Genomic DNA, 14,537 nt, shown 5'->3' on the forward strand with positions numbered 1-14,537 from the left:
ACGGCTACGGAGCCTCGTCGGCGAACTCGGCCTCAAGCTCATCGACGTCGTCCTGATCGAGGTCGAGGAGCGGGAAGTCGGAGGCGGTGTGGCCGCCGGCCGCCGGGTCGGTGGTGTGGGCGGCGAGACCGCCGAGGAGCCGTAGCCAGGTGTGGCCGAGGCGGGTGACGGCGGCGGTGTCGAGCGGGCCCGTGGGATGGGCGAGGAGCAGGGAGAGTTCGGGTCCGGCGGCGCTGTCGCGGATGACCGCGCCCGCGCCGAGGACGTGCTTGACGGGCATGTCGGGGGCGTTGGAGCCGCCGATCGCCTGGGGCCCGGCGGGCTGCCAGGGGTGGACGTCCGGCGCCGGGGCGGGGAAACGGCCCAGGTAGTTGAAGCCCACCTGGGGGGTGGGGAGCGCGGCCAGCACGGCCGCCGTGTCGGGGTTGAGGTGGCGCAGCAGGCCGTGTCCGAGGCCGTCCTCGCCGGGGACGGCCCGCGTCTGGTCCTTGACGGCCTTCAGCAGGGCGCCCGCCGCCGGTCCGCCGTTCGCGGCGGCGCCGAGGTCGAGGTCTTCGAGGTCGATACGGACCGGGTGGACGCCGGTGAACCAGCCGACGGTACGGGAGAGTTCGGCGCCGGACAGCGCCGTACGGCCGTGCCCTTCGACATCCACCAGAACATCCCGAACATTCGGAACATCCCGAACGTCCCGGCCCGTCCCGGTGCGCCACTCTACGACGGCCGCGGCGAGGGTGGCGAGGAGCACGTCGTGGACACCGCAGTGGAAGACGCCGGGGGTCCGTTCGACGATCACCCTGGCCTGGGGTGCGGGCAGGGTCCAGGTGTGGCGTTCGGTGGTGGCGGCGGTGTCGCGGGCCGGGTCGAGCGGGCGGGTGCCGATCAGCGGGTCGCCGTCGCGCAGCAGACCGCGCCAGCCGTCGAGTTCGGCGACCCGGTCCGGGTGCAGCGCCGCGGACTCCAGGAGGGTGGCCCAGCGCCGGTACGAGGTGCCGACGGGGGCGGTTTCGGGAGTACGGCCCTGGGCGGCGGCCTCGCAGGCGGCGCGGAGGTCGGGCAGCAGGATCCGCCAGGACACGCCGTCCACGATCAGGTGGTGGGCGACGAACACCAGCCGGCCCACGTGGTCGGGTCCGGCGTCGACCCAGATCAGCCGGAGCATCGCGCCGGCGGCCGGGTCGAGCCGTCCCGCCGCCGCGCGGGCGGCCCGCTGGGCGGCCCCGTCCAGCTCGCCGGGGTCGGTCACGCGCAGTACGGAGATCAGCTCGGCGGGGTCGACGGCGCCGCGCTCGCCGACCACCAGCACGGGCCCGTCCTCGGCCCGCGCGCGCAGCATGTCGTGGGTGTCGAGGAGGGCGCCGAGCCCGGCGGTGAGGGTCTCAAGTCCGAGCGCGGGCGGCGCTCCGACCACCGTCCACTGGGCGAACCCGGGGCGCGCGGCGACGGCGCCGGACGCGGCGACGGCGGGGGTCGGCGGTACGGGCCCGGTGTCGCCGTCGCGGTCGGTGTCGCCGTCGGTGTCCAGGCGGGCGACGGCGGCGATGGCGGCCGGGGTCTCGTGCTCGAAGACGTCCTGCGCGCTGAACACCACGCCCCGGCGGGTGCCGCGCGCGGCCAGCTGCATCGACATGATCGAGTCGCCGCCCAGCTCGAAGAAGCTGTCCCGCACCCCGACCCGCTCCCGCCCGAGCACCTCGGCGAACAGCTCGCACAGCAGCTTCTCGCCGGCGGTACGCGGCTCCCGGCTCACGGCGGACGCGAACTCCGGCGCGGGCAGCGCCCGGTGATCGACCTTGCCGTTGACGGTCAACGGCAACGCGTCGAGGACGACGAGCGCGGCGGGAACCATGTAGTCGGGCAGGACGCCGGCGAGCTGGGCGCGCAGGGCCTCGGGGTCCAGGGGGGCGGGGGCGGGGGCAGGGGCGTCGGGGTCGGGGTCCTCGGCGACCTGGGTGGGCACGGCCTCCGGGTCCAGCGCATCGGCGCCCCGAACGGGCACGGCCTCCGGGTCCGGCGTCCCGGCCTCCCGGGCACGCCCGGCCTCGGCATCCAAGGCGTCGGCGGCCCGAGCAGACGCGCCCTCAGAGTCCAGCGCATGCGCGCCCCGAGCAGGCACAGCCTCCGGCTCCATCGTCCCAGCCTCCCGGGCACGCCCGGCCTCAGCATCCACGGCGTCGGCAGCCCGAGCGGGCGGGGCCTCAGGGTCCAGGGCATCGGTGGCCCGAGCAGGCGCGGCCTCGGCATCCGGCCCATCGGCCACCCAGGCAGGCACGACCTCGCGGTCCAGCCCCCCGGCCTCCCCGCCAGGCCCGCCCTCGGCATCCAGCCCACCCACAACCCCAGCGGACACGGCCCCGGCAGCCCGGCCAAGCGCCTCGCCCCCGCCCGGCACCACATACCCCACCAACCGCTTCTCGCCGGGCCGGTCCTCGCGCGCGACCACGACCGCCTGTCCCACCCCTGGCCGGGCGGCGAGCGCGGCTTCGACCTCGCCGAGTTCGACGCGGAAGCCCCGGATCTTGACCTGGGCGTCGGCCCGGCCGACGAAGACGAGTTCGACGCCGGTGGTCCAGCGGACCAGGTCGCCGGTCCGGTACATCCGCTCCCCGGCGGCGAACGGCGACGCCACGAACCGTTCCGCCGACAGCCCCGCCCGCCCCAGATACCCCCGGGCCAGCCCCGCCCCGGCGACATACAGCTCTCCCGTCACCCCGGGCGGCACCGGCTGGAGGAAGGGGTCGAGGACATACACCTGCCGGTTGTTCAGCGGCCGTCCCAGCGGCAGCACCTCGCCCTGTTCCTCCCCGGGTTCGAAGAGATGCCAGGTGGCGCACAGGGCGACCTCGGTGGGCCCGTACAGATGCCGTACCCGTACCTCAGGGCAGGCAGCGCGGACCCGCTCCACCGCCTCCAGGGGGACGACGTCACCGCCGGTCAGCACCTCGCGCACGCCGGTGAAGCTGTCGGGGGCCTCTTCCGCGAGGACCCGGAACAGCCCGGCCGTCAGGTGCACATGGGTGACCCCGGCGGCGATGTGCCGCCGTATCGCCGCCGCGTCGATCGCGACGCCCGGCTCGGCGACCACCACCCGGGCGCCGGTCGCCAGCGGCACCCACACCTCGAACAGCGAGATGTCGAACGCGTGCGGGGCGTGGAAGAGCACCGCGTCGCCGGGGCCGACGCCCCAGCCGCGCTCCCCGACCGTCGCCGCCGCGCTCCCGTGCGGCACGGCGACCCCCTTCGGCGTCCCCGTCGACCCGGAGGTGTACATCACGTACGCGAGATCGTCCCCGGCGCTCTCGACGACCGGCGGTACGCCAACGCGCTCCCCGTCGTGCACGTCGACCGCGTCGACCGTCACCGCGGGCGCGGAGTCCGTCAGTACGTACGCGACCCGCTCGGCGGGATACGCGCTGTCGACCGGGACGTACGCCGCCCCCGCCTTCCACACCCCCAGCAGCGAGCCGATCAGATCGGGCGACCGCTCCAGCCGCACCGCCACCCGGTCACCACGCCGGACGCCCCGCCCGTGGAGATACGCGGCCACCCGGTCGGAGGCGGCGTCCAGTTCGCCGTACGACAGGTGCCGCTCACCCGACGTGACGGCGACCGCGTCGGGGGCCGCCGCCACGCGGGCGCGGAAGAGGTCCAGGACGGAGCTGCCGGGCGGGTCCTCCCCGGCGGTGGCGTTCCAGCCCTCCACGACCAGGCCGCGTTCCAGTTGTCCCACGAGCCCGATGCGGCCGGCCGGGGCGGACGGGTCGGCGACGATCTGCTCAAGGATCCACACCAGCCGGGCCAGCAGGTCACGGGCCACGTCGGGGTCGACGGCGTCGGGCCGGTAGGTGATGTGCACCTTCATCGGCGTGCCGGGCATGACGCCGAGGGTCAGGGCGTAGTGGGTGGCCTGGTGGCCCTCGACGTGCGTGAAGGCGAGCGCGCCGGGGGTGGAGGGCCGGTCGGGGGGCAGCGGGTAGTTCTCGAACATCAGCATGGTGTCGAACACCGCGCCCGGCCCGCCCACCCGCTGGATCTCGGTGAGGCTGAGGTGCTGATGGGCGAGAAGCGCGGACTGGCGGGACTGGAGTTCGGTCAGGGTGCGCAGCACCGGCTGGTCGGGGTCGAGGCGGACCCGGACCGGCACGCTGTTGATGAACAGGCCCACCATCGCCTCGACGCCGGGCAGTTCGGCGGGCCGCCCGGCGACGGTGGCGCCGAAGACCACGTCGGTACGGCCGGTGAGCCGGGCCAGCAGCATCGCCCAGGCGCCCTGGACGACGGTGTTCACGGTCAGGCCGTGACGGCGGCCGAGGGTGGCGAGGGCGCCGGTGAGGGTGTCGGAGAGGGCCAGCGCGTTCTTCTCGGGCAGCACCGGCGCGCGGTCCGGGTCGGCGGGCGCGACGAGGGTGGGGCCGTCGGCGTCGGCGAGTTCGGCGTGCCAGGCGGTGCGGGCGGCGTCCTGGTCCTGCCGGGCGAGCCAGGCGAGATGGTCACGGAAGGTCGGCGCGGGCCCGAGCCCGGCCGGGTCGCCGCCGGCCGCGTAGAGGGCGGCGAGTTCGGTGAGCAGCACCGGCATCGACCAGCCGTCCAGCAGGATGTGATGGGACGTCATGACGGTCCAGTGCCGGTCGGGCGCGTACCGGACGAGCAGCAGCCGCAGCAGGGGCGCCTTGGCGAGGTCGAACCGCTCGGCACGCTCCTCGGCGGCCAGCCGCCGCACCTCGGTCAGTGCCTCGTCCTCGGTGAATCCGCCGTCGGAGATGTCGATCTCCCGCCAGCGCAGGGCGACCTCGCGCGGGATGAGCTGCACGGTCCGGCCGGACTTACGGCGGTGGAAGCTGGCCCGCAGCGCGGAGTGCCGTTCCAGCAGGGTCCGCCAGGCGGCGCGCAGCCGCCCCGCGTCGACGGCCCCGTGCAGCAGGTCGGTGCGCTGGATGGTGTAGAGGTCGGGGCCGCTCGCCCGGCCGCCGTACTGGGCGTGGAAGAGGAGACCTTCCTGCAACGGGGAGAGCGGCCAGACTTCGGCGAGCGCCGAGCCGTGGACCGGGGTTGTGGACGTCACCGGAAGAGCCCTCCTTCGAGGTCCGCTGCGATCGCTTCGAGCTGCTCGACCTCGTCCTGGTCCAGGTCGAGCAGGGGGAAGTCGGACGGGGTGTGGCCGCCGACCTCCGGATGGTCGGAGTGGCCGGCCAGGCCGCGCAGCAGCGCCAGCCAGATCCGGCCGAGGGTGTCCACGGCCGCGTCGCCCAGCACCCGGGCCGGGCGGCTGAGGGAGAGGGTGAGCTGGGGCCCGTGGCGGGTGTCACGGACGGCGGCGCCCGCCTCCAGCGCGTGCGGCACCGGCATGCGCGGGTCGTCCGAGCTGTACAGGGCGCGTGGCCCGGCCGGTTCCCAGGGGATGGCGGGGTCGGCGCCGGGGCGGGTGCGGGCGGTGAACCGGCCCAGGTAGTTGAAGCCGATCTGCGGGGCGGGCAGTTCGGCGAGGACGGGTGCGGTGCCGGGGTTGAGGTGGCGCAGCAGCCCGTAGCCGAGGCCGTCGCCGGGCACCGCGCGGATCTGTTCCTTCACGGTCTTCAGCAGCCGCCCGGCCGCCGCCTCCCCGTCCATCGCCCGGTACAGGTCCACCCCGCCCAGGTCGAGCCGTACCGGGTGGGCGCTGGTGAACCAGCCCACGGTCCGGGACAGATCGGCGCCGTCCAGCGGGGCCCGGCCATGGCTCTCGACCTGCACCAGGACCGGCGCGTACGGGTCCTGGCGCCAGTGCGCGACGGCTCCGGCGAGGGTGGCGAGCAGGATCTCGTGCAGTCCGCAGTGGAAGAGGGTCGCGGTACGGCCGGCGAGGGTGGCGGTGTCGTTGTTGCGCAGCGTCCAGGTGTCCCGGCGGACGGTCGCCGCCGTGTCCCCCTCGGGGTCCAGCGGCAGCACGCCGGGCAGCGGGGTGGCGTCGCGCAGCAGGGCGGCCCAGGCGGGCAGTTCGGCGACCCGGTGGTCCCGGTGCGCCTCCGCCGCGAGCCGCCGGGTCCAGTGCCGGTACGAGGTGGCGACCGGGGCGAGCCTGGGCGGCTGCCCGGCGGCGGCGGCCTCGTACGCCTGACGCAGCTCCGGCACCAGCACCCGCCAGGACACCCCGTCGACCGCGAGGTGATGCACGGCGAGCACCAGCCGCCCGCTGCGGCCCGGCCCGGCGTCCAGCCAGACGGCCCGGACCATGCCCCCGCCCGCCGGATCCAGCCGCTCCACGGCCTCCCGCGCGGCGCCCTCGGCGGCGTCGGCGAGTTCGGCGGCGGTACGGGCGGCGGTGGCGTCCAGGCTGCGGAGGAGGCCGGTGGTGTCGACGGAGTCACGGGGGACGACGGTCAGGTGGTGCGCGGCGAGACCGTCGGCCGTGCCCTCGGTGTTCCCGGCGCTCCCGTTGGTCTCGGCGTTCCCGGCGCTCCCGTTGGTCCCGATACGGGCGCGGAGGGCCGCGTGGGTGTCGAGGAGGGCGGTGAGGGCGGTGGCGAGGGCGTCGGGGCGCAGGCCGGGCGGGGTGGCGAGGACCGTCCACTGGGCGAAGGCCCGGCCGGTGATCCGCTCGCCGAGCAGATGCGCGGCGGGCGTCCAGGGCACCTCGCCCGTCTCGTCGTCGACGCCCGCCGCCCCGTCACCGGCGCCGAGCGGCTTGGCCACCAGGGCGAGCCGTTCCGGGGTCTTCTCGTCGAAGATCTGCCGGGGCGTGACGACCAGTCCGGCCTGCCGGGCCCGGGTGACCAGTTGCAGCGAGGTGATGGAATCGCCGCCGAGCGCGAAGAAGCTGTCGTCGGCACCGGCCCGGTCGAGCCCGAGCAGTTCGGCGACGGCCGTGCACAGGATCTCCTCGGCGGGACCCCGGGGCTCCCGGCCGACGGCTCCGGCGGCGAAGTCGGGGGCGGGCAGCGCCTCGCGGTCCAGCTTGCCGTTCGGGGTCAGGGGCAGCGCGGGCAGGACCACCACGGCCGACGGGACCATGTGGTCGGGGAGCACCCGGGCGGCGTGGGCGCGTACGGCCGACGGGTCCGGGGTACGGCCGGCGGCGGGCACCGCGTAGCCGATCAGCCGCTGGTCGTGGAGGGCGGCGACGGCCTGCTCGACGTCCGGGTGGTCCGCGAGCGCGGTCTCCACCTCGCCGAGTTCGATGCGGTGGCCGCGCAGCTTGACCTGCTCGTCGGCCCGCCCGACGAACACCAGTTCCCCGGCGGGGGTCCACCGGACCAGGTCGCCGGTGCGGTACATCCGCCCGCCGGGTGTCCCCGGGGCGGCGACGAACCGGTGGGCGGTGAGCGAGGGCCGGGCGAGATACCCCCGGGCGAGCCCGGTCCCGGTCAGATACAACTCGCCGGTCACCCCGGGCCGTACCGGACGCAGGAAGCCGTCCAGGACGTGCGCCCCGGACCGCGCGACCGGGCCGCCGATGGTCAGCGGGCCGGACTCGGCCAGCGGGGCGGTGACGGTGGAGACGACGGTCGCCTCGGTGACGCCGTACTCGTTGTACAGCGCGCAGCGGCCCGCCCAGCGGCGCCGGGTGTCGGCCGGGAGCGCGTCCCCGCCGGACACCAGCACCCGCAGGTCGGGCAGCGGCCGGTCGGGCAGATGGGTGAGCTGGACGGCGGGCAGCACGGCGTGGGTGATGCGGTGCGCGGCGAGCAGCTCGCCGAGTTCGTCGCCGGTGGTGTGCCCGCCGGGCGGCGCCAGCACCAGCCGACCGCCCGCGCACAGCGTCGGCCAGATGTCCCCCATCGACACGTCGAAGCTCGGCGACACGAGCTGGACGAGACGGGTGCCGGAATCCATCCCGTACCGGGCGATGCGGTCGGCGATCAGGCTCCCCAGTCCCCGGTGGGTGACGGCGGCGCCCTTGGGGGTGCCGGTGGAGCCGGAGGTGTAGATGACGTAGGCGGTGTGGTCGGGGTCGAGGGCCGGAGCGGTGAACTCCGGTACGGGCACCCCGGCGGCGTCCGGCTCCTCGCCGTCCAGCGTCACCACCGGCCCCGTGAACCCCTGCGGCACCATCGCCCGGGTCTCCGGGGTGCACAGCACGGCCTGCGGCGCGGCGTCGGCGAGGACGAAGGCGATGCGGTCGGCGGGGTGTTCGGGGTCGACGGGTACGTACGCCCCGCCCGCGAGCGCGATGGCGAGCAGCCCGGTGATCAGCTCCACCGAGCGCGGCGCCAGCACGGCGACCCGGGCCTCGGGCCCGACCCCGTGGCCGGCGAGCCGGCGGGCGAGCCGCCCGGAGTCGGCGGCGAGCCGGGCGTACGTCAGCTCCCGGCCACCCGCGACGAGGGCGACGGCCGCCGGGGTACGGGCGGCCTGGGCGGCGAAGTGACGGGGCGGGAGGGGGGCGGTGTGGGACGGGTCGGAGAGGCCAGGGGAGCCGGGCGCGGCGGAGGAGCCGGAGAGACCGGAGGAGCCCGGCGAGGCGGAGGAGCCGGAGAGACCGGAGGAGCCCGGCGAGGCGGAGGAGCCGGAGAGACCGGGCACGTCGGAGAGGTCGGGCACGTCGGAAAGATCGGGCGCGTCGAAGAGGTCGGGCACGACGGAGAGATCGGGCGCGTCGGACCCGGCGCCCGTCCCGGGCAGCGGCACCTCCACGCGTCCCACCGGCGTCGACGGGTCCGTCACCAGCTGCTCCAGCACCCGGGCCAGCGCGTCGGCGAGTGCCGCGGCGTCCGTCGCCGGGAACAGGGCGAGCCGGTGGGCGAGGCGCAGCCGCAGGCGGTCGCCGAGGACGACGCCGAGGGTGAGCGGGTAGTGGGTGCCCTCGACGGTCGAGAGGTGCTCCATGCGCAGGGCGCCGGGGGACGCCGGGTCGCCGACCGCGCGGGGGTAGTTCTCGAAGACGAGCACCGAGTCGAAGGCGGAGCGCGAACCGGTCAGCCGTTGCAGCTCCGACAGGCCCAGGTGGTGGGCGCCGAGCAGCGCGGACTGGCGGCCCTGCAAGCCGGTGAGCAGCTCCAGCGCCGGCTGCTCACCGTCCAGGGGCACCCGGACGGGCACGGTGTTCATGAACACCCCGACCATCCCCTCGACGCCGGGCAGTTCGGTGGGCCGGGCGGCGACGGGGGCGCCGAACACCACGTCCGTACGGCCGGTCAGCCGCGCGAGCACCAGCGCCCAGGCGCCCTGCACCAGCGTGTTGACGGTCAGCCCGGCGGCCCGCGCGAAGGCGACGAGGCGGGCGGTGAACTCCTCCGGGAGGGCCCGGGTCAGATATCCGGCCGCCGCGGAGTCGGCCGCCCGCCCCAGGGGGTCCACGAGCGTCGGCTCGTCCACCCCGGCCAGCTCCGCCCGCCAGGCGGTCCGCGCGGCCTCCTTGTCCTGCCGGGCCAGCCAGACGAGATGGTCCCGGAAGGACGGCGCAGGGCCCAGCCCGGAGGTGTCGCCGCCGGACTGCCCAAAGGCGTCGCCGCCGGACTCGTACAGGGCGGAGACCTCGTTCAGGACGACGGACATCGACCAGCCGTCGAACAGGATGTGGTGCGTGACGACGATCAGCCGGTGCACGCCGGCCGAGAGCCGGATCAGGACCAGCCGCAGCAGGGGCGGCCGGGCGGGGTCGAATCGCTCGGCGCGCTCGCGCTCGGCCTGCTCCGCGAGCCGCGCCTCGGTGTCCGCCGCGCCCAGCCCGGCCAGATCGACCTCCCGCCACGGCACCCGTACGTCGGTCACCACGGCCTGGACGAGCCGCCCCGAGCCGAGCCGGTGGAACCCGGCCCGCAGGGTGGGATGCCGGGCCGCGACCCCTTCCCAGGCCGCCCGCAGCCGGGCCGTGTCGAGCGGTCCGCGCAGTTCCAGCACCCACTGGCCCTCGTAGACATCGGGGCCCTGTTCGTCGTAGGCGGCGTGGAAGAGCAGCCCTTCCTGGAGCGGGGTGAGCGGCCAGACCTCGGCGAGTCGCGGGACGTCGGCGGTCAGTTCGGCGGACTCGTCGGCGGTGAGGACGAGGAGCGGGACATCGGGTTCCGACGGCCGCGCGCCCGCTTCGAGGGTGGCCACGGCGGCGAGGGCGGCCGGGGTCTCGTGCTCGAAGACGTCCTGGGCACGGAAGCGGACGCCCTTGCGGGTGCCGCGCGCGGCGAGCTGCATCGACATGATGGAGTCGCCGCCGAGTTCGAAGAAGCTGTCGTCCACGCCGACCCGCTCACGCCCGAGGACATCGGCGAAGAGCGCGCAGATGAGCCGCTCGGCCGGGGTGCGGGGCTCGCGGGTCGTGGTGGCCGCCGCCTCCGGTGCGGGCAGGGCCCGGTGATCGACCTTGCCGTTGACGGTCAGCGGGAGCGCGTCGAGGAGGACGAGGGCGGCCGGGACCATGTAGTCGGGCAGGGTCCGGGCGAGTTCCGCGCGCAGCCACTCCGGCCGGGCGTGCGCGCCGTCCGGGACGACGTACCCGATCAGGCGCTTCTCGCCGGGCCGGTCCGCACGGACGGCCACGACGGCCTGACCGACGCCGGGCAGGGCCGCGAGCGCGGTCTCCACCTCGCCGGGTTCGACCCGGAAGCCCCGGATCTTGACCTGGGCGTCGGCCCGACCGGCGAACACCAGTTCGCCGTCGTCGGTCCGGCGGGCCAGGTCACCGGTGCGGTACATCCGCTGTCCGGCCGCGAACGGGGACGCCACGAACCGTTCGGCGCTGAGCCCGGCCCGCCGGTGGTAGCCGTGCGCCAGCCCGGCGCCGGACAGATACAGCTCGCCGGTCACTCCGGGCGCGACCGGACGGAGGGTGTCGTCCAGGAGATGGACCTGACGGCCGGCCAGGGGGCGCCCGATGGGGAGCTGTGCGCCGCTGTGCGCGCCGGGCTCGATGGTGTGCCAGGTGGCGCACAACGTGGACTCCGTGGGGCCGTACAGATGCCGTACGCGCACACCCGGGCACCCCTCCCGCACCCGCCGTACGGCCTCGGGGGGTACGACGTCCCCGCCGGTCAGCACCTCCCGCGCCCCGGCGAAGCAGTCGGGCGCCTCATCGGCGAGCACCCGGAACAGCCCGGCCGTGACGTGCACATGGGTCACCCCGGCGGCGAGGTGCCGCCGTATCGCCGCCGCGTCGACGGCGATGCCCGGCTCAGCCACGACGATCCGGGCGCCCGCCGTCAGCGGCACCCACACCTCGAACAACGAGATGTCGAACGCGTGCGGGGCATGGAAGAGGACGGCGTCCCCGGGACCGACCCGCCAGCCACCGTCCCCGGCGAGGGCGGCGACCGCGCCCTGCGGCACGGCCACGCCCTTCGGTGTCCCGGTCGAGCCGGAGGTGTACATCACGTACGCGAGATCGTCACCCCTCGGGCCGTCGTACGGGGGTGGCGCGTCCCCACTGCCGGGGCTCGGCGGCGCGTCGAGCGTCAGGGCGGGCGCGGAGTCGGTGAGCACGAAGGCGACCCGCTCGGCGGGATAGGCGCTGTCGACCGGGACGTACGCCGCCCCCGCCTTCCACACCCCCAGCAGGACGCCGACCAGCTCGGCCGACCGCTCCAGCCGCACCGCCACCCGGTCACCACGCCGGACGCCCTGAGCGTGCAGATACCCGGCCACCCGGTCGGAGGCGGCGTCCAGTTCGCCGTACGACAGGTGCCGCTCGCCCTGGACGACCGCCACCGCGTCCGGCGTCCGCGCCACGTGTGCGCGGAACAACTCCAGCACCGAGCCCGGCGCTGCCACCGACGTGCCGTTCATGTCTCCCCCTTCGACGGGCGACCGCATGTGCGGGGTTCTGGGGCTGGTGGTGCCGATCGGCCGGGTTGCGGCCGATTCAGTCGAGATTGGGGCGGGTCGGACCGGTCACGGCCTGTCCCAAGGCCGGTCAGGCAGTTCCGTCGCCCGGTCGGCGCGGGCCACGGACCTTGCCGCCGCCGGGGATTCCGCCGGGTCCGCCGTTCGGACCGCCGTTCGGACCGCCGTTCGGGCCGCCGCCCGGGCCTCGGGTGGGACCGCCGGTCGGGTTGCCGTTCGGGTTGCCGCCAGGGCCGCCGGTCGGGCCGCCGCCCGGACCGCCTCCGGGTGTCCCGCCGGGTGTCCCGCCGCCACCCCGGCGGCGGAGCCCGCCGCCCGGCATGCCCCCTGGCATTCCTCCCGGCATCCCACCCGGCATGCCGCCGGGCATCCCGCCGCCTCGGGTACGGATGGCCGGCATCGGCCGCTGCTCGTGGGTGTCGGCCTCGCGGTGGCCGTTGTCGCGGGGGTGGGGCACGGCGTCGGGGGACCTGCTGAACTGGGTGGTGTGGAGCTGGGTGTAGAGGCCCCCGGCGGCGAGGAGTTCGTCGTGGGTGCCGCGTTCGCGGACCCGGCCGTCGTCGATGACGAGGATCTGGTCGGCCTCGCGGACGGTGGAGAGCCGGTGGGCGATCACCAGGGAGGTGCGGTCGCGCAGGGCGGTCTTCAGGGCGCGCTGCACGGCGGCCTCCGCCTCGGAGTCGAGATGGGCGGTGGCCTCGTCCAGGACGACGACCGCCGGTGCCTTCAGCAGCAGCCGGGCGACGGCGACCCGCTGCTTCTCGCCGCCGGAGAGCCGGAAGCCACGGTCCCCGACGACGGTGTCGAGGCCGTCGGGCAGGGACTGGATCAGATCCCAGATACGGGCCTGGTCGCACGCCTCGATCAGCTCCGCCTCGGTGGCGTCGGGGCGGGCGTAGGCGAGGTTGGCGCGGATGGTGTCGTGGAAGAGATAGGCGTCCTGGGCGACCACGCCGACGGTGGCGCGCAGCGAGTCGAAGGTGAGGTCTCGGACGTCCTCGCCGTCGATGCGGACGGTACCGCCGGACACGTCGTACAGCCGGGAGACCAGGTGGGTGATGGTGGTCTTGCCTGCGCCGGAGGGGCCGACGAGGGCGGTGAGGGTGCCCGGGGCGACGCTGAAGTCGAGGCCGTGCAGGACCTGGTCGGCGGGCCGGGTGCGTTCGCCGGCGGCGCCGGGGTGGTTCTCCAGGGAGGCGAGCGAGACCTCCTCGGGGCGGGGGTAGGCGAAGGAGACGCCCTCGAAGCGGACCTCGGGGGCCGGGGCGCTGCTCGGGGCGGGGAGCGCGGTGGCGTCGGGGCGTTCCTCGATGAGCGGCTTGATGTCGAGGAGTTCGAAGATCCGGTCGAAGCTGATCAGCACCGTGAGAGCGTTGGCCTGCATGCTGGAGAGCTGGGTGATGGGGCCGAAGAGCCGGCCCAGCAGGGTGGCGAGGGCGACCAGGGTGCCCAGTCCGATGGCCCCGTTGATGACCAGGCCGCCGCCGACGCCGTACACGAGGGCGGTGGTGAGCGCGGTGAGCAGGGCCATGAGAATGAACGCCAGTCGGCTGAAGACCGTCAGCCGTACACCGACTTCCCGTACGTTCGCCGCTTCGCCCTCGTACTTGCCGAGTTCCTGGGCCGGGCGGCCGAAGAGCTTGGCGAGCATGGCGCCTTGCACATTGAAGCGCTCGTGAATGGTGCCGCTCAGGTTGGCGTGCAATTCCATTTGCTTCCTGGAATACGCCTGGAGGCGGCGGCCGATGTAGAGCCACGGCAGGAAGAAGACGGGGAGGAGGACGAGAGCGATCAGGGTGACGAGCCAGGAGAGATAGAACATCTCGGCGAGCACCAGCACCACGGTGAGGGCGCCGGTCGCCGACATCAGCAAGGTGGTGAGGGCCTGCTGGGCCATCACCACATCGGTGCTGAGCCGGCTGGAGAGGGCGCCGGTCTGGGTGCGGGTGAAGAAGGCCAGCGGCATGCGCTGCACATGGCGGAACGCCTGAACCCGCAGGTCATAGCTGACGCCCTGGCCGATCCGGCCGGAGAGATAGCTCTGGGCGAGCTGGGTCACCGAGCCCACCAGGGCGAGTCCGGCGACCAGCAGCGCGAAGACCAGGACGACCTGGGAGTCGTCTTTCAGGATTCCGCTGTCGACGATCTCCTTCAGCAGCAGAGGGGTCGCGACGATGATGAGCGAATCGACGAGGGTGACCAGAATGAGCGCGATCACCGTCGCGCGATGCGGTGTGACAAAGGCGAGTACCCGCCGCGATGTTCCCGGCCTGATCGTGGACGGCTCCGAATCGTCGCCGCCCTTCATCATCACCCCACCGGGGGTCTGAGTGACCAGCATGTCGAAGGGAACCTCCTGCGGTAGGGATTCGGGGAAACAGCGGCCGTAAATGGGCGGAGTGAGTTCTCGGGCCATTCCGGTGTCTCGCGATCCGGGGCCGACGATACCTGTCTGAATTCCGACCAACCACGCACGCAGAGTGAGGTTTTAGGCATGGAAGATAGGGCGGCTCGTCGGCCGGATACCGTCCGGCCGGGCGGCATGCCGCACCGCCGCCCGGCCGGACGGTTCCGTGCGTCGCTGGAGCCGCGGCGGCGTCCAACCGACCGAATTGCCCGGTTGGACAACTCGGCCTGCTCGAATGGGCAGTCGGACGCACGGCCGGTTCGGACGGGTCGTGGCCCCCCCCCGCCGGGCGGCGCCGCGGGGGGGGGGTCCGGGGCCGGGGGCCCGGCGGAGTGGCCCGGCGGGACCCCCTGGGAACCCGGAGAGTACCCCCGGGTCCCGA

General features: G+C 74.9%; 3 protein-coding genes. All 3 read right to left on the reverse strand.

The genetic code is table 11. The features are described from left to right. Window positions 1-4: 4 nt before the first annotated feature. Window positions 5-5,062: an amino acid adenylation domain-containing protein gene (locus ACFRFC_RS35490; RefSeq protein ID WP_382692591.1), complete on the reverse strand. Its 5,058-nt coding sequence runs from the start codon at window positions 5,060-5,062 to the stop codon at window positions 5-7. Then, the gene (locus ACFRFC_RS35495) at window positions 5,059-11,691 is read right to left on the reverse strand and encodes an amino acid adenylation domain-containing protein (protein ID WP_382692589.1); all 6,633 of its coding nucleotides are present in this window, start codon (window positions 11,689-11,691) and stop codon (window positions 5,059-5,061) included. Before ACFRFC_RS35495 ends, ACFRFC_RS35490 begins: the two co-directional genes overlap by 4 nt. Before the next feature lie 127 nt (window positions 11,692-11,818). Beyond that, the gene (locus tag ACFRFC_RS35500; protein WP_382692587.1) at window positions 11,819-14,089 is read right to left on the reverse strand and encodes an ABC transporter ATP-binding protein; all 2,271 of its coding nucleotides are present in this window, start codon (window positions 14,087-14,089) and stop codon (window positions 11,819-11,821) included. Window positions 14,090-14,537 lie beyond the last annotated feature (448 nt).

This window comes from Streptomyces sp. NPDC056734, from assembly GCF_042790455.1.
In the GTDB taxonomy this organism is placed as follows: Bacteria; Actinomycetota; Actinomycetes; order Streptomycetales; family Streptomycetaceae; genus Streptomyces.

Bases quoted from the DNA above. Each gene is read 5' to 3' on its own strand.
- ACFRFC_RS35500 (WP_382692587.1), bottom strand. From the start codon at position 14,089: ATGCTGGTCACTCAGACCCCCGGTGGGGTGATGATGAAGGGCGGCGAC.
- ACFRFC_RS35495 (WP_382692589.1), bottom strand. From the start codon at position 11,691: ATGAACGGCACGTCGGTGGCAGCGCCGGGCTCGGTGCTGGAGTTGTTC.